13 protein-coding genes and 2 pseudogenes are annotated in these 15,059 nt (G+C 71.4%); 9 read left to right on the top strand and 6 right to left on the bottom strand.

The window, feature by feature from the left end; translation table 11 throughout:
* Positions 1 to 27: 27 nt before the first annotated feature.
* Both ACFZB9_RS16705 and ACFZB9_RS16700 read right to left on the bottom strand, forming a co-directional pair.
* Positions 28 to 1,041 (bottom strand): helix-turn-helix domain-containing protein, encoded by a 1,014-nt coding sequence (locus ACFZB9_RS16705; protein WP_391447722.1) that lies wholly within the window; start codon positions 1,039 to 1,041, stop codon positions 28 to 30.
* A 419-nt stretch (positions 1,042 to 1,460) separates the two neighbouring features.
* Positions 1,461 to 2,495 carry a Scr1 family TA system antitoxin-like transcriptional regulator gene (locus tag ACFZB9_RS16700; RefSeq protein ID WP_391447720.1) on the bottom strand — a complete coding sequence of 345 codons (1,035 nt, stop codon included), beginning with the start codon at positions 2,493 to 2,495 and terminating at the stop codon, positions 1,461 to 1,463.
* A 156-nt stretch (positions 2,496 to 2,651) separates the two neighbouring features.
* On the opposite strand from ACFZB9_RS16700, the gene ACFZB9_RS16695 reads away from it, so the two are divergent.
* The 3 genes from ACFZB9_RS16695 to ACFZB9_RS16685 are packed head-to-tail and all read left to right on the top strand — an operon-like array spanning position 2,652 to position 3,372.
* Positions 2,652 to 3,041 (top strand): hypothetical protein, encoded by a 390-nt coding sequence (locus tag ACFZB9_RS16695; RefSeq protein WP_391447718.1) that lies wholly within the window; start codon positions 2,652 to 2,654, stop codon positions 3,039 to 3,041.
* Positions 3,038 to 3,238, top strand: coding sequence for a hypothetical protein (locus ACFZB9_RS16690; RefSeq protein WP_391447716.1), 201 nt, complete (start codon positions 3,038 to 3,040; stop codon positions 3,236 to 3,238). Before ACFZB9_RS16695 ends, ACFZB9_RS16690 begins: the two co-directional genes overlap by 4 nt.
* Positions 3,235 to 3,372 (top strand): hypothetical protein, encoded by a 138-nt coding sequence (locus tag ACFZB9_RS16685; protein ID WP_391447715.1) that lies wholly within the window; start codon positions 3,235 to 3,237, stop codon positions 3,370 to 3,372. Before ACFZB9_RS16690 ends, ACFZB9_RS16685 begins: the two co-directional genes overlap by 4 nt.
* Positions 3,373 to 3,469: 97 nt before the next feature.
* Here the strand turns inward: ACFZB9_RS16685 and ACFZB9_RS16680 are convergent, their stop codons facing one another.
* From ACFZB9_RS16680 to ACFZB9_RS16670, 3 genes and pseudogenes are all read right to left on the bottom strand, one after another.
* Complete coding sequence (locus tag ACFZB9_RS16680) at positions 3,470 to 4,933, bottom strand: MFS transporter (protein ID WP_391447714.1); 1,464 nt, start codon at positions 4,931 to 4,933, stop codon at positions 3,470 to 3,472.
* 552 nt (positions 4,934 to 5,485) lie between these two features.
* Positions 5,486 to 6,418, bottom strand: a pseudogene (locus ACFZB9_RS16675) (ADP-ribosylglycohydrolase family protein); the annotation flags it as partial.
* Positions 6,419 to 6,571: 153 nt separating this feature from the next.
* Complete coding sequence (locus ACFZB9_RS16670; RefSeq protein ID WP_391447712.1) at positions 6,572 to 7,843, bottom strand: peptidase S8; 1,272 nt, start codon at positions 7,841 to 7,843, stop codon at positions 6,572 to 6,574.
* 467 nt (positions 7,844 to 8,310) lie between these two features.
* Between ACFZB9_RS16670 and ACFZB9_RS16665 the strand changes: the two genes are divergently transcribed.
* The 5 genes from ACFZB9_RS16665 to ACFZB9_RS16645 all read left to right on the top strand — a co-directional run bounded on the left by ACFZB9_RS16665 (position 8,311) and on the right by ACFZB9_RS16645 (position 14,225).
* Positions 8,311 to 8,700, top strand: coding sequence for an RNA-binding S4 domain-containing protein (locus ACFZB9_RS16665; RefSeq protein WP_391447710.1), 390 nt, complete (start codon positions 8,311 to 8,313; stop codon positions 8,698 to 8,700).
* Positions 8,701 to 8,823: 123 nt separating this feature from the next.
* Positions 8,824 to 9,699 (top strand): ABC transporter ATP-binding protein, encoded by an 876-nt coding sequence (locus ACFZB9_RS16660; RefSeq protein ID WP_391447708.1) that lies wholly within the window; start codon positions 8,824 to 8,826, stop codon positions 9,697 to 9,699.
* Positions 9,696 to 12,275 (top strand): FtsX-like permease family protein, encoded by a 2,580-nt coding sequence (locus ACFZB9_RS16655; protein WP_391447706.1) that lies wholly within the window; start codon positions 9,696 to 9,698, stop codon positions 12,273 to 12,275. Before ACFZB9_RS16660 ends, ACFZB9_RS16655 begins: the two co-directional genes overlap by 4 nt.
* 35 nt (positions 12,276 to 12,310) lie before the next feature.
* Complete coding sequence (locus ACFZB9_RS16650) at positions 12,311 to 13,141, top strand: class I SAM-dependent methyltransferase (RefSeq protein ID WP_391447704.1); 831 nt, start codon at positions 12,311 to 12,313, stop codon at positions 13,139 to 13,141.
* A 136-nt stretch (positions 13,142 to 13,277) separates the two neighbouring features.
* Positions 13,278 to 14,225 carry a GNAT family N-acetyltransferase gene (locus ACFZB9_RS16645; RefSeq protein WP_391447703.1) on the top strand — a complete coding sequence of 316 codons (948 nt, stop codon included), beginning with the start codon at positions 13,278 to 13,280 and terminating at the stop codon, positions 14,223 to 14,225.
* Positions 14,226 to 14,347: 122 nt separating this feature from the next.
* Here ACFZB9_RS16645 and ACFZB9_RS16640 read toward each other — a convergent pair.
* A pseudogene (locus tag ACFZB9_RS16640) lies at positions 14,348 to 14,428 on the bottom strand (IS5/IS1182 family transposase); the annotation flags it as partial.
* A 52-nt stretch (positions 14,429 to 14,480) separates the two neighbouring features.
* Here ACFZB9_RS16640 and ACFZB9_RS16635 point away from each other — a divergent pair.
* Positions 14,481 to 14,834 carry a DUF6204 family protein gene (locus ACFZB9_RS16635; RefSeq protein WP_391447701.1) on the top strand — a complete coding sequence of 118 codons (354 nt, stop codon included), beginning with the start codon at positions 14,481 to 14,483 and terminating at the stop codon, positions 14,832 to 14,834.
* The last annotated feature ends 225 nt before the right edge of the window (positions 14,835 to 15,059 follow it).

The following is a 15,059-nucleotide window of genomic DNA, read 5'->3' as shown; positions in this document are numbered from 1 at the left end:
TCGAGAAACCGTATCGGCGGGACGCCGTCAGGCCTTTGCAACGCGTGCGCCGTTCCTTGACGATGCGTGCAGGGCACCACGCAGGGCTTGATGACGGTATTCGGTGGGGGTGAGACCGCAGGCGTCACGGAACGCCCGGCTGAAGACGGCCGCGTCGGTGAAGCCCCAGCGGGCGGCGACAGCCTGCACCGGGCGCTTCTCCAGCTCGGGGTTGGCGAGATCGGCTCGGCAGCGTTCGAGGCGGCGCCTGCGGATCGAGGCCGCGACACCCTCCGGGGATCGCTCGAAGAGGTTGTACAGGCCACGCAACGAGAGGTGGTGCCGCTCCGCGATGACACGCGGGGTCAGCTCCGAATCGGCGAGATTCTGCTCGATGAACGCGTCGATCCGCTCGAACATGGCGCAGGCGCGCGCATCAGCAGGTGCCTCGTGGAGAGCGCCGAGCTGCTGTGCCAGGCAGGTGGCTGCCAGGTCCACCACGGTCGCACCCAGTCGAACCCGGTCCTGCGGCGTACAGGAAGAGCCATGGCCGGCCAGGGCCGTCACGAATTGCGCGAAGATCGCGCCCATGCCGCTGCCTGCCGAAATGCGCTGAGCGAGAATCCGGTCGATACGGTCGGCGCGCAGCGGAAGCACGCCCTTGGGAATCTGCACGACGAACGCCTCCATCCCCGCGCTCCCGCCCACCCCGGCCTGGAACGGCCGCGAGGTATCCCATAGCGCCATGTCACCAGGCAGTAGAACCGATTCGCCATTGGACTGGGAGATCGACATCGAGCCCCCGGTCACCAGGCCGAGCTGGTACTGCTCAGGATCCTCCCTCCTGATCAGGGCTCGTGTGCGCCGCGATCGCAAGAACGAGTGCGAGATCCTTGAGACTCGCACGGTGCCGAGGTCGAGCAGAGCCGCTTCGGCATGGAACTCGACCGTGCGGTCAATGGTGAAGTCCAACGGCATCAACCCGCTGGACATCGCCTCCGTGAACCACTCGATCCTGTCCGCCGGTGCCGGCACTGCGGCAGAGTCCTGTTGCCACATCATGAGGGCTTCCTCTCCCCCGCATGCGACATGCTGATCTCGCTCACCGGCCCCCACCCGATCCGCGAACGCGGTCCGCCGGAATTCCAGATGCTTTCGAGCGCAACAAAATTCATTCCCCCGTAGCGATTTTCACGCAGCCCGACTGTCCAGCCAGGCGGTCAAAGTATCCTGGCCGGCGCCATTTCGGACAACTCCGAAATCTCTTCCAGTGGGTGTTTGGACCTCGTAGGCAACGGGTCGGTGGCGTCCTGCGGACCGGAAGAACGGACAGGGCTCCCAAGCCGTTGAGTGAGGCGTCTGACGTCTCAACTCTTCTGCCGGGGAGCCCTGGTGACTACCTGTCCTGCCGCACTGGACCTGCCACAGGCCCTCGTTGGCTTCCTGCGCAGGGCGTGGATTGCCTGTTGGGGCCTGAACCGTCAGAGCCGGTCGAACTGGCCGGCCTTGACACCGTTCACGAAGGCCGTGAAGGAGGGGGCGGGGAAGGCGAGGACCGGGCCCTCCGGGTCCTTGGAGTCGCGGACGGGGAGGGTGGGGCCGAAGGAGGGGGCGATCTCGATGCAAGCGCCGCCGTTGCCGTTGCTGTAACTGCTCTTGAGCCACGAAGCGTTCGAGTAGTCGGCGGCAGCCATATTGAGGAATCCTTTCCGTACTGCGCGGATCATGCTCAGGGAGTCGGCCGGTGGGAGCGCCTCAGCCTGAAGCCGATCGTACAGTCTGGACCAGGAGTCGATCAGCTCAGTCTCCCGCTCCAGGTAGCCGCGTTGGATGGTCTCCGTGTAGCCCAGGACGGTCCGATCCGGGAGAGTCAGCAGGGCCACCGGCATGTCCAGGGCGCGGCGCACCCCCAGCGTGAACGGGGCAACCTGAATGATGAAGTTCGGCCGGCGGGCCAGCTTCTCAAGGTGCAGCAGCTGTCCGGCCATGATCTCCGGACCGCCGATGACGCGACGCAGACAGCCTTCGTCCAGGATGGCGTGAACGATTGGCGGCGGCGTGCGCTCCAAGGAACGCTGGCGGGCCAGCCGGAATTCGTAGCGCTCATCGACGGCCTCTTGCGAGAAGCCCGCGCCCGGAGCCGTCAACTGAGCGAGCATGTACTCCCTCGTCTGCAGCAGCCCCGGGATCACGTCGACTTCGAACATTCTGATGAGCGCCGCCAGCGCCTCTTCCGCAGCAAACGCAGGCAAGCCCTCGACCAGCGCTGCGTGGTACATCCCCCACCACATGAGCTCCAGCGTTCCGCCGGTTCCCAGCACCTGATCGGCACGCTGCGCAAAGCTCAACTTTGTCTTGCGCTCTCCCCGTTCAACATACGAAATGAAGCCGGCACTGTAGCTCAACAGCTTGCCGAGTTGGCCCTGCGTCAACCCCGCCGCCTCGCGCAACCTGCGCAGCTGCAGGCCAAATGCGGCCAACGGGGACTCGCTTGGATCAAGATCCTTTTTGTTCATGGGGGTGCCTCCAATACAACAGCGGCAGCTGTGCAGTGCAACCGCTTCCGATCCTAAGCAGACGTGCCGATGCTTGGGAAGAGAATGGCAACACTGGGAATCCGCTCCATCACTGGGAGCTACTTCCCATGCCAACAAGGCAGCGGAGCACAGCAAATGACAGATAATCAGATCAACAATCCCGGGCCCATCGACGGGGGATTCTCCCTCTTCGACCGCGGCATGCCCGAGTGTCGTTGCCCTGCCGACTGCGGCGGGCGCCCCGAGCTCGGGCAGCGGCTCACCCTCGCCTACCCGGCGGTCAGGCCCTCCGGCACCCACCCGCCGGAGCTGACCTACCAGCCTCAGCGCAAGGGCGAGTTGGTCTACGACGCGCTCAACGAGCGGCTCGGCGTCTTCATGGACCAGGTCAGCCGGGTCGTCTACCTGCGCCCCGAGCGCGGCGGGCCCGAGTGGGAGGCGGATCCGCGGTGGCTGGAGAAGCCGCCGCCGACCCGGGAGACGTCCGACACCGGGGCCGGAAACACCTCGGGGGCCGACGCGTGAGCAGTCTGCGCCAGCAAGTAACAAATTCGATCGCTGAGTTGAATGAAGCGATCACCGATGCGGCGGTGGACCTCGATCCGCTCGACGACGGCTGGCGCGTCACCGAAAGTGGCGCTGTCCTGATCCAGCTGCGCCCGCTCGGCCTGCTCGAAGTCGCCCGCCTCGCGCAGGCGATCCGGGGAGCGAGGCAGCTGTGATCGACCGTCAGGAGCCCGCTCCTGAGCGCCCCCGGACCGACGACCGGTCCGAGACGCTCGCCGCCTACGCGGTCTCGGCCGCCGGGCTGTTCGTCTTCCTCGTCCCGCTGATCGCCGTCACCCTGCGCCCCTGAGCGGATAAAGCCGCACCCGACCCGCCCGCGCCACCCCCGGGCGGGTCCAGGATGGCCCCAACTGCCGCTGCTCTGCCGCCTGATCCACGGCAGGGCTTCACCGGCCGGTGACGCTCCGACCCGTCGTCGCGGCACCGGGCTCAGGTGACTCGGTCGCGTGGGGCGGCCTGTGCTGGCGTACGGAGTCGCCGGCCTGGGGGTGCAGCCGGAGCGCGGACCAGGTGGCGCCGAGTGCCACCAGCGCGAGCAGTCCGAAAGCCACCGTGTAGGCGGCCGTGTGCGTGTGAGTGCCGGGCAGGAGGCCACCGAGCCGGTCTCCGAGCCGCAGGGCGACCGTGGCCGCCGCGACGGCGAGACCGCTCGCGAGCTGCTGGGTGGTGGCGCCGAGGGTGGTGGCGTCGCGCATCTGCTCGGGGGCGACGTCGCTGAGCGAGACGGTGCCGTACGCGGTGAGGGCGAGCGAGCGGGCGACCCCGCTGAGCAGGGTCAGCGCGGCGATGACCGGCAGCGGGGTGGTGGCGGTGATCAGTCCCAGGCAGGCCATCGTGACGGCGACGCCGAGGGTGGCCACGACCAGGAGGGGCTTGAAGCCGAAGCGGTTGATCAGTGGGATGGTCGCGGGCTTGATGGCGATGTTGCCGACGAAGACGCACAGCACGACGGAGCCCGACTTGACCGGGCTCCAGCCGAACTGGGTCTGGAACAGCAGCGGCAGCAGGAAGGGGGCGGCACCGACCACGAGCCAGAACAGGAAGCCACCGAACTCCGTGGCCCGGTAGGTCGGGATACGCAGGGTCCGCAGGCTGACCAGCGGGTACGGGGTGCGCAGCAGGTGCAGCACGGCTGCTGCCAGCAGCGCCAGGGAGACGGCGCCGGATACGGCGGCCACCGTCCAGGAGGCGGTGGTCTCGGAAACGAGGTGGGCGGTGTAGGTGAACCCGCCCAGGCCGGTGCAGGTCAGCAGGACGCCGGCCCAGTCCAGCGGCGGCGGGGTGGTGGCGCCGGTGTCCTCGATCAGCCGCCAGGCGACACCGAAGGCCGCGATCCCGAGCGGGATGTTCATCAGGAACAGCCAGTGCCACGAGATGTACGTGGTGATCAGGCCGCCGGCCAGCGGAGCGATGACGGGGGCGAGCAGACCGGGCCAGACGATGTAGGACGTGATCCTCATCAGGTCCTGCTTCTCGCTCCTGGCCACCACGATGAGGCGGCCGACCGGGACCATCATCGCGCCGCCGACGCCTTGCAGGACCCGCAGCGCGAGGAGTTCGCCGAGGTTGGCGCTGAGGGCACAGCCGAGTGAGGCCAGGGTGAAGACCGTGATCGCTGACAGGAACACCCTGCGGTTGCCGAAGCGCCGGGTGAGCCAGCCGCTGAGCGGTATCAGGACCGCGAGGGTCAGCAGGTAGGAGGTGACGAGCAGCCCTGTCGAGGTCGAGGACGTGCCCAGCGCCCTGCCGATCTCCGGGGCCGCGGTGGTGACGATCGTGCCGTCGAGGTTCTCCATGAAGAAGCAGCCGGCAACGAGGAGAGCGGTGTTGCGCTGTCGTGCGTCGATCACGCCTGGCCCCCTTGGTTTCGTGGGAATGGAAACGAGCGGGTGCTAGGGCCGGCAGGTGATGTCCGGGCCGCCCCTCCGCCCGCTCGTGGCCAACAGCTCAGCGATCGAAGATCATCCCGGCCGGGGCACTGCTCAGGAGCCGGTCGACAACTTCTGGTACCGGTCCCACGGTTCAGGGCGGTCCCGGCCGAAGAGGCTCTCCAGCAGGAACTCCAGGAAGGCGACGTCGGCCGTCACGCCACCGCGGCGCTGCCGGTGAGTACCCGTCACCCACGCGGCGGTCGGGCGCGGGCCGTGCGGGGTGTGGGTGATCGCCACGTCGTACAGCGGGTGGTCTATCGAGTTGCGGAAGATCAGCAGATGGTCGCCCGCGTCCACCAGGTACGACTCCCAGCGCTCCTCCATCGAGCGGGAGGCGACGCCGTGCCGGATGCGCTGCCACTGCCCGGGTGTCCAGGCCACGTTCGGCACCGGGATCGGCTCGGGCTGCGCCATCCGCGTGTGGCGCGGGAAGTCGGCCGGGCCGAGGTTTGCGCCGAGCGTCTCCTCGTCCACCCACGTGGGCAGCCGCTCGGTCGCCGCACGCCACTGCACCGGGATGCCCTCGGTGCCGACGTTCGCGGCGACGATGCCGCCGACGATCGCGCAGGTGGTGTCGATGTCACCGCCCTGCCCGGCCGTGGTCCACAGCGCCTGCGGGTAGTCGCGCAGGTGCCGGGCCGCGCACCACAGGGCGAACGGCACGGTGTCGACCGCGCTGACGTAGCGGCCGTTGCCGAGCACCTGGGCAACGTAGACCGCGTCCTGGCCCAGCAGGCGGCGGGCCTCGGCGATCCCGTCACGGACCCGGCTGGGCGGGGTCAGCTCCAGGACGGCGGCCAGCAGGTCAGCAGCACTGAGCCACTGGACGCGGGCCCGGGTCGCCCAGGCGGCGGCGAGTGCCACCGCGATCGCCCCGGCCACCGCCTCGGGGTGGGTGTGCGTCACCTCGGCCGAGCGGGCGGCCTGCCAGGCGGCCTCGCCCGGGTCGACGGCGTACCAGGCGCCGAGCGGGGCCACCCGCATGGCGGCGCCGTTGCCCCAGGAGCCCTGGCCGTCGAAGAGGTCGGCGGCCAGCTTGCGGAAGTTGCCGCCCTCGCGGACCAGGCGCAGCAGGCGGTTGGTGGCGGCGCCGTAGCCGCGGTCGAAGTCGTGGTGCTCGGCGAAGGAGTGCGCCAGCTCGTAGGAGTCCACGGTGCCGCGGTCGCGCAGCGCGGCGAAGACGGAGCAGGCCATCTCGGTGTCGTCGGTCCAGGGCCAGGGGCTGGGCGGCAGACGCCGTTCGCGCAGCGCGGGGAGGTTGTCCGGGACGAAGAACTCGGCGCCGAAGGCGTCGCCGGTGGCGAGGCCGCGCAGGCTGTCGCGGGCGGCGGCGCGGTGGTCGAAGGGGATGGGGGTGCCGGAAGGGTTGGCAGGGTTGACGGGGTTGGCAGGGTTGGCGGTCATTGCGGCCCATCCTGCCAGTCGGCGCGGAGCCCCGGCCAGCGAAATGCGGAGCCGCACGCCACCGCGCCCCGCCGGGGACGGGCGGGGCGCGGTGGCGTGCGGTGGGGGTTCCGCGGCCCGGCGAGGGGGATGCTCGACCGGGCCGGGCAACCGTCAGCCGGTGAAGGCTGCCAGGCCGTTCGGGGTGCCGAGGCCGGTCGGGCCGTCGTAGCCCACGCCCGCCTTGCAGAGGTAGGACGGTGAGCAGCTGGCGGTCGCGCCGCTGGTCACGTCGTTCAGCGCGCTCGGGTGGGCGTAGGCGTCGGCCGCCGGGACGGCCGCCGAGGGGGTGCCCGCGTCCGCGTAGACGCCCGCGATCAGCGGGGCGGCGACGCTGGTGCCGCCGTAGACGTTCCAGCCCGAGCCGCCGTAGGTCTGGTAGACCGCGACACCGGTGGCCGGGTCGGCGACCGCCGAGACGTCGGCGACGGTGCGCTTGCTGCAGCCCGTGTCCTTCTGCCAGCTGGGCTTGGCGTCGTAGACCGAGCAGCCGGAGCCGGTGCCCTCGGTGCTGCTGGTGTTCCACACGCTCTCGGTCCAGCCCCGGGCGTTGGACGCCTTGGAGAGCGCGGTGCCGCCGACCGAGGTCACGTACTTCGAGGCCGCCGGGTACTCGACGCCGTAGCCGGAGTCACCCGCGGAAGCGGTGATCGCCACGCCGGGGTGGTTGTAGTACTGGCTGTCGTACGTCGGGTCGGCGGAGGACTCGCTGCCGCCGTAGCTGTTGGAGACGAACTTGGCGCCCAGCTTGACGGCCTCGTTGACCGCGGTGCCGAGGTTGGCGGTGGTCGCGGTCTTCGCCTCCACCAGGATGATGTGCGCGTTGGGGGCGATCGCCGAGACCATGTCCAGGTCGAGCGAGATCTCCCCGGCCCAGCCCGAGTTGTTGGACGGCAGGCTGGTGGTGCTGCCGGTCTGGCTGACCTTCTTGAAGCAGCCGTTGGCCGTGGTGCAGGACGGCAGGCCGAACTGCGAGCGGTAGACGGCCAGGTCGGACTCGGCGTTCGGGTCGTTGTACGCGTCCACGATGGCCACGGTCTGCCCGGCGCCGCCGTTCGCGGGGAGGTTGTAGGCGCTGAGCAGGTCGCTCGGGCCGTAGCCGGAGGGCGCCGCGTTCGGGGTGACGCCGAGCGGCGCGATGTGCTGGGCGACGCTGGTGACCCTGAGCGCGTTGCAGGCCATGGTGTCGCCGGCCGCGAGTGTCGCGCAGGACTGCACCCAGGAGACACCGCCCTTGCTGTGGACGGTGGCCGCGGTGGCGGCGCCGGCCGGGCCGGCGGTGGCGAACGCGGAGAGCGCGAGCGCGGCGGTCCCGGTGAGGGCGAGCGCGATGCGACGGGCGCGAGCGGCGGTGGGGGTGCCGGTCGCCGTGAGGGTGCTGAGCACGAACTGCCTCCAATGGCTGGTGGATCGGGGGCATTGCGAAATGTGGGGGTACCGCGGCCCGAATCAACGTTCGTCCGGGCGACTGGCGTTGAGATTAACCAGGCATGGTCAGGTCAAACAAGAGTCCGAGCAGGATTCAACCTTGGGTTTACCTGGGAGCGGCATGAGTCACCGATCGTCATCCAGTGGTGCGAACGACGGAAACAACTGCCTGGCAGGCGCCGCACCTTGGCTGACCTGAGGCGTTGTCCGAGTGGGCGGTATAAACTGAATGAACATCAGAATCAGTTGAATCGCACCCTGCTGATGTCACGTCACACGCAGATACTCTCCCGCTTGCGCAACTCATCCCCCGTTTCGGCGGCCCGGCCCATCGGACACGAACTCGGCATTCCCGCCGCCATTCGCAGCAGCGCACAGACACCAACAGAGTCGAACAGGTCAGAGCGGTGGCTTAGAGTCGAGGCATGGGCGTAGACGAAGGCACCGCGCGGGTCGACAGCTGGATCTGGTCGGTGCGCCTGGCCAAGACCCGTGCGGTCGCGGCCGCGGCGTGCCGGGCCGGGCAGGTGCGGGTGAACGGCGAGCGGGTCAAGCCGGCGCACGCGGTGCGGGTCGGTGACGAGGTGCGGGTGCGGCAGGGCGACTGGGGCCGGGTGGTCGTGGTCTCCCGGGTGATCAACAAGCGGGTGGGCGCCTCGGTCGCCGTCGACTGCTTCGTCGACAACAGCCCGCCCGCCCCCGCCTCGCAGGGGCCCGCCCCGGTGGCCGTGCGCGACCACGGCGCGGGGCGGCCGACCAAGCGTGATCGCCGGGCGCTGGAGCAGCTCTTCGGACGGGGCGGGCACGAGGCCTAGGGGCAGCCCCCGGGGGCAGGGGGGATAACCCCACCCCCAAGACACGGGTGGTCACCATGGCTGGTGGGACGGCGAATTCCTAGCGTTGGCAGGGTCAGAAAACCCGCGCTGGAAGGAACTCCCATGGCACCGCGCGAAGGCCGCCGCCCTCGTCACGACTCCGCTCCGTCCTCGCCGCAGGCGCCCGCCGGCTCGCCGTTCGCGGTCGAGCTGCGCGGGGTGCGGCGGACCTACGGCCGCGGCGAGCGGGCGGTGCAGGCCCTGCGCGGCATCGACCTGGTGCTGCCGCACGGCACCTTCACCGCCGTGATGGGCCCCTCCGGCTCGGGCAAGAGCACCTTCCTGCAGTGCGCGGCCGGGCTGGACCGGGCGGACGCGGGCCAGGTGCTGCTGGGCGGCACCGAGCTGACCGGGCTGAACGAGAACCAGCTGACCAAGCTGCGCCGCAGCCGGATCGGCTTCGTCTTCCAGTCCTTCAACCTGCTCCCCTCGCTCACCGTGCAGCAGAACGTGCTGCTGCCGCAGCGGCTGGCCGGGGAGCGGCAGGACCGGCGACGGGCGCAGGAGCTGCTGGCCCGGGTCGGCCTGGCCGACCACGGCAGGCGGCGCCCCGGGGAGCTGTCCGGCGGGCAGCAGCAGCGGGTGGCGATCGCCCGGGCCCTGATCACCAACCCGGAGGTGGTCTTCGCCGACGAGCCGACCGGCGCACTGGACAGCCGCACCGCGCTGGAGGTGCTCGGCCTGCTGCGTCACGCGGTGGACGAGCTCGGCGCGACCGTGGTCATGGTCACCCATGACGCGGTCGCCGCCGCTCAGGCCGACCAGGTGCTCTTCCTGGCGAACGGTCAGCTGGTCGACTCCCTCCACCGGCCCGACCCGGGCACGGTCGCCAACCGGATGCTCAGCCTGACGGCCGCCGTCACCGGCACCGGCACCGGCACCGGCACCGGCACCGGCACGAACACCGCCGCGGACTACAGCTCGGCGGTCGCGGCATGATGAACGGCCTGGCACGCGCCGCCGTGCGCTTTCGACCTTCCTCCTTCGTCGGCAGCTTCGTGGCCCTGCTGCTCGCCTCCTCGGTGATCACCGCCTGCGGCCTGCTGCTGCAGACCGGGCTGACCGCCCACCTCTCCCCGGTCCGGTACGCGAACGCACCCGTGCTGGTGGCCGCCGACCCGTCCGCGAAGATCTCCGTACAGCACGGCCAGAGCCACGAGACCGTGAGCGCCCCGCTGCCCGAACGGGCCCGGGTGGACGCGGCGTTGGCCGACAAACTGGCCGCGCTGCCCGGCGTCGCGGCGGCCCTGCCCGACCTGGCGTTCCCGGTCCAGGCCACCACGCCCGGCGCGCCGGTGCTCACCGCGCACGGCTTCGCGAGCATCGGGCTGACCGCCTGGGGCACGCAGCCCGGTACCGTCCCGGGCACGCAGCCCGGTCCTGGCGGCGGCCTGCTCGCCGAGGGCCGGGCCCCCGGGGTCGGCGAGGTGGTGCTGGACGCCGCGACGGCGCGGGCCGCGCACCTGGCCGTCGGCGACCGGGTCACCCTCACCGCGCCGACCGGCAGCGGCAGTTACCGCATCGTAGGGCTGGCCGACGCCCGGGTGGGGGCGGCCGGTGCCTGGTTCACCGACGCCGTCGCCGGGCAGCTCTCCGGCCACCCGGGGCGCATCGACGCGATCGCCGTCCAGCCGCGCCCCGGTGTGCCGGTCAAGGAGGTGGCCGCCCAGGTGCGGCAGGCGGTCGGCGGCCAGGCCCAGGTGTTCACCGGCGACGGCCGGGCGACCGTGGAGCAGCCGCTGCTGCTCCAGGCCAAGGTGATGCTGACCGCGCTCGGCGGCAGCTTCGGCGGCGTCGCGACGATGACGGCGGTCTTCGTGGTGATGGGCACCATCGCGCTGGCCACCAACCAGCGGGCCCGCGAGTTCGCGCTGCTGCGGGCGATCGGCGCGACACCCCGGCAGATCCGGCGCACCATCGCCACCGAGGCGGTGCTGATCGCACCGCTGGCCGGGCTGCTCGGCATCCTGCCCGGTCTGGGCCTGGCGCACTGGTGGTTCGGGCAGCTGGTCTCGCGCGGCGCCGTTCCGGCGGGCGTCTCGCTCTCGGTGGGCCCGATCCCGATGCTCGTGGCCACCGGCTCCGGTCTGCTCGCCGCCCTGCTGGCCGGCTACCTCGGCGCGCGCCGCCCGGCGAAGCTGCGGCCGAGCCAGGCGCTGGGCGAAAGCGCCGTCGAGCGCGCCCGGCCGGGCTGGATCCGCACCACGATCGGTCTGCTGGCGCTGGTCGGCGGCTGTGTGCTGGCCGAGGTGACGACCGGGCAGAGCGGGGCGGACGCCGCCAACACCGCGCTCGGCGTGGTGATGTGCTTCCTGCTGGCGATGGCGCTGCTCGGCCCGCTGGTCGCCTGGCTCGCCACCACCGTGCTCGGCCTGCCGCTGCGCACCCGTCCGGCGGGTGCCGCCGGTTCGCTGGCCGCCGACAACTCCCGGGCCAACGCCCGCCGTCTGGCCTCGGCGATCACCCCGATCGTGATGGTCACCGCGTTCTGCGGCACCCTGCTGGTGATGGGCAGCAGCATCGAGCACGTCTCGGCCGAGCAGGTGCGCGGCGGGATGGTGGCCGACCAGATCGTCGGTTCGGCCGGCCCCGGGCTGCCGGTGGACGCCGCCGCGCGAGCCGCGCGGGTACCCGGGGTCGCGCAGGCCGTCGGGGTGCTGCACACGGGGGCGGTGCTGCGCTCGGGCGACACGCTGAACACCGCGACGGTGCTGGGCGTTTCCGGCGACCCGTCCAAGGTGCTGAACCTCGGGGTCCGGGACGGCTCGTTGAGCGGGCTGGCCGGCGGCACGGACACGGTCGCCGTCGCCACCACCGTGGCCGACACGATGAAGGTCAAGGTCGGCGACCGCCTGCCGATGCAGCTCGGCGACGGCACGCCGGTCCGGCCGACGGTGGTGGCCACCTACCAACGCGGCCTGGGAATGGGCGAGTTGCTGCTGCCGCGGGCTGCCCTGGCCGCCCACGTCGGCACCGGCTACGACAGCCAGGTGCTGGTGAGCGACGCCCCCGGGGCCGACCGGCGGGCCGTGGCCGCCGCGTTGGCCGGGCTCGGCGACGGCGCCCCGGTGACCGTGACGGACGCGGCCGGGTACGCCACCGCGGCCAACCACGACCAGGAGCTCAACACCTGGGCGAACACCGTGATGGCCGGCGTGCTGGGCGGCTTCGCGGCGGTCGCGGCGGCGAACACACTGGTGATGACGGTGCTGGACCGCCGCCGCGAGGTCGGCCTGCTGCGGCTCTCGGGCACCACCCGGCGCCAGGTGCGGGGCATGTTCCGCTGGGAGGCGCTGCTGGTGGCGACCACCGGCCTGCTGCTCGGCGGCGCGATCGCCTGGGTCACCCTGGTTCCGGTCGCCCGGGGCCTGACCGAGTCCGCACCGTACGTCTCGCCGGCGCTGGTGCTGCCGGTGGCGGCCGGTGTCGTCCTCCTGGCCCTGGCCGCGACCGCCCTGCCGGGGCGGGCCCTGCTGCGCGAAAAGCCGTTGACGGCCAGCGCGGGGCAGCGATAGCAGTATCCGGCAGTACGTGATCACGAGGGGGAGCGATGAGCAGCGAGGAACGCGTCCAGGACCCACGGGCGCTGGTGTTCGGCCAGGCGGCCGAGGAGTACGACACCGGGCGGCCCGGGTACGCGCCCGAGCTGGTCGACGAGGTGCTCGCCTACGCCTCGTTGGACGGTACGACGGCGCTCGAAATGGGCGCGGGGACGGGCAAGGCCTCGGTGCTGTTCGCCGAGCGGAACGCCCGGCTGCTCTGCGTCGAGCCCGACCCGCAGATGGCCGAGGTGCTGCGCCGCAACACCGCGGGCCACCCCCGGGTGTCGGTGGAGGTGAGCGGCTTCGAGGAGTGGCAGCGGGGCGATCGGCGCTTCGGGCTCTTCCTCGCCGCCACCTGCTGGCACTGGTTCGACCCCGCCCGCCGCTGGGACCTGGTGCACGCCGCCCTCCTCCCCGGCGGCGCGGTGGCCCTGCTCTGGAACCCGCACGGCGTCCTGGACCCCGATCTGCACGCCGAGCTCGGCGAGATCGACCGCCGGTACGGGGTGCCCAGCTCGCCGCACGCCACCCTCGCGGCCGACTACGGTGACCGGGCCGGGCACTGGGCCGACGGGGAGGAGGACCCGAGCGGCTGGCCGCAGGCGCAGTGCCGGCAGGACGGGCGCTTCACCGCGCTGCGCTCGCTGCGCCACGGGGCTCAGGTGCACTACGACACGGAGCGCTACCTGAGCATGCTCACCTCCATCTCCTCCTACCGGGTCCTGCCGGCCGAGCAGCGCGAGCGGGCGCTGGCCGAGACCGGCCGGCTGCTCGACGCGCGTGGCGGCGGGATCGGCATGCTCCACCTCACCGACCTCTTCCTCGCCCGCAGGCGCTGAGCAGCGCGGTGGGGCTAAGAGGCCGCGCGGAAAGGCAGTGGCGGTATGTCTACGCGGTGGCATACCTTCTGCCGGGCAGCCGCCGCCTGGTGAGCCCCGACCTCTTGCAGCACAGCCCTTGCACCACGGAGACCGCATGCGCTTTCGCCCGACCACCGAGACCGACCTCGCCCTCGTCCTGGACTGGGATGTCGCCGAACCCGTCGCCTGGATCACGGCCGACCGCCATCGTGAGGAGTCCGCCGGCCGCCGGCTGCGGCCCGAGTGGACGTGGATCGCCGAGGAGGACGGCCGGGTGCTGGGTCGTGCCCTGTGGTGGGGCCGCTCCGACAGCGGCCATCCGATCGTCCTGGACTGCCTGTCCGTGCACCCGTCGGTCACCGACCGAGCTGCGCTGGCCGCCGAACTGCTGGCCACTGCCCACAAGGCGTTCGCCGAGCAGGGGTTCACCGCCGTACCCGAGTACAACATCATGCTGTCCCAGGAGGGCCCGCATGACAAGGACGCCCGGGCCGCTGCCGTTGCCTGGCGAGAGGACGCCGCTCGGCGCGCCGGTTTGACGGAGCAGATCGAGCGGCTGCGCTTCGAGTGGACGCCCGAAGCCGGCACCCCCGGGCCGTCAGACCGGCTGGTCTTCACCGTCGAGCCGGACGACGAGGTGTTCGTCGAGGTCTTCCGGCAGGTGGCCCGCGGCAGTCTGGATCGCGAGACGATCGCCAATCTCGCCTCGATGGGGGAGGAGGGCGCCGCCCGCGACGACCTGGAGTTCTACCTCGGCTGTCTGGGTGAGCGCGACTGGTGGCGGATCGCCCGTACCCCGGACGGGCGGCTCGCCGGCTTCGCCATCCCCTCCCGCACGCCCTACGGCCCCAACGTCGGCTACCTCGGCGTTGTCCCCGAACTGCGGGGTCGGCGCTACATCGACGACATCCTCGCTGAGATCACCCGTTCCCACGTCGGGCGCGGTGCAGCGCGGATCACTGCCACCACTGACACCACCAACATCCCGATGGCTGCGGCCTTCCGACGCGGCGGCTACCGCGTCAGCGAGACCCGCGTGATCCTGGCCGCCCCGGCAGCCTAGGAGGTCGCGCGTCGGCCGGGGGTTCATGGGCGGCGGCGGGGGCGTTGGTCCCAGCGGTGGGTGGTCCATGCTCGGCGGATCAGGCTGCGGAGGGTGATGATCGTGTCGGTGAGGTCGAAGAGGGCGTCGATGCCGAGCCGGATCCACTCGTCGCGGCGGCTACGGATGGTGGTCGCCGAGCAGGTCGTATCGGCGATCGCTTGGGGCTCTAAATCGGTTGGAACGGGCGAAGGTCCGCGGGCTACGCTCGCGCGCATGACCGAGCGCACCTTCCGAGTGACCGTCCGCGGCAGCTTCGACGCCCTCAGCACGGAGCAGCGCGCCGAGCTGGCGGCGCAGGCGGACCAGCACAGCATGCTCTTCGCCACCTTCACCACCGAGGGCAACCTCAGCTACGAGCTCGCGCCCCGGGACGTCTTCTCCTTCCGCTACCTGGAGACCGGCGAGGCGGACGAGGACATCCTCCCGGCCGGTGCGCGGGCCGAGGCCGCGGCCGCGACCTGGCTCACGGAGCGCGGTTACGGCTACAAGAACCTGCGCTCCCAGGCCGAGGACATGTCGAAGGCGGCGCTGAGCAAGCGTCAGCGCAAGGCCCAGGCCCAGGGGTAGCACGCCCGCGCGGAGGGTTCCGGGCCGTCCGCGTCAACCGGTTGTCCATCAGCGACTGGTCTGCTGCCGCCAAGATCTTTCCGAGATGTTGGAGGGCCATCGTGCTCAAGCGTGTAGTAGTCGGTATCGCAGCGGTCGCGCTGCTCGGCCTCGGCGGTGGCCAGGCATTCGCGGACACGGCCCCGGCCCGTTCGGCCGGCCCGGACGCCTGGATTTGCCACGCCT

The sequence above is a fragment of the Kitasatospora sp. NPDC008050 genome (genome assembly GCF_042957465.1).
Lineage (GTDB): Bacteria > Actinomycetota > Actinomycetes > Streptomycetales > Streptomycetaceae > Kitasatospora.
This window is presented reverse-complemented; position numbering and strand designations above follow the sequence as displayed.

Excerpts from the sequence above, each read along its gene's own strand:
- ACFZB9_RS16705 (WP_391447722.1), bottom strand. The coding sequence starts at position 1,041 with ATGATGTGGCAACAGGACTCTGCCGCAGTGCCGGCACCGGCGGACAGG.
- ACFZB9_RS16700 (WP_391447720.1), bottom strand. The coding sequence starts at position 2,495 with ATGAACAAAAAGGATCTTGATCCAAGCGAGTCCCCGTTGGCCGCATTT.
- ACFZB9_RS16695 (WP_391447718.1), top strand. The coding sequence starts at position 2,652 with ATGACAGATAATCAGATCAACAATCCCGGGCCCATCGACGGGGGATTC.
- ACFZB9_RS16665 (WP_391447710.1), top strand. The coding sequence starts at position 8,311 with ATGGGCGTAGACGAAGGCACCGCGCGGGTCGACAGCTGGATCTGGTCG.
- ACFZB9_RS16660 (WP_391447708.1), top strand. The coding sequence starts at position 8,824 with ATGGCACCGCGCGAAGGCCGCCGCCCTCGTCACGACTCCGCTCCGTCC.
- ACFZB9_RS16655 (WP_391447706.1), top strand. The coding sequence starts at position 9,696 with ATGATGAACGGCCTGGCACGCGCCGCCGTGCGCTTTCGACCTTCCTCC.
- ACFZB9_RS16650 (WP_391447704.1), top strand. The coding sequence starts at position 12,311 with ATGAGCAGCGAGGAACGCGTCCAGGACCCACGGGCGCTGGTGTTCGGC.
- ACFZB9_RS16645 (WP_391447703.1), top strand. The coding sequence starts at position 13,278 with ATGCGCTTTCGCCCGACCACCGAGACCGACCTCGCCCTCGTCCTGGAC.
- ACFZB9_RS16635 (WP_391447701.1), top strand. The coding sequence starts at position 14,481 with ATGACCGAGCGCACCTTCCGAGTGACCGTCCGCGGCAGCTTCGACGCC.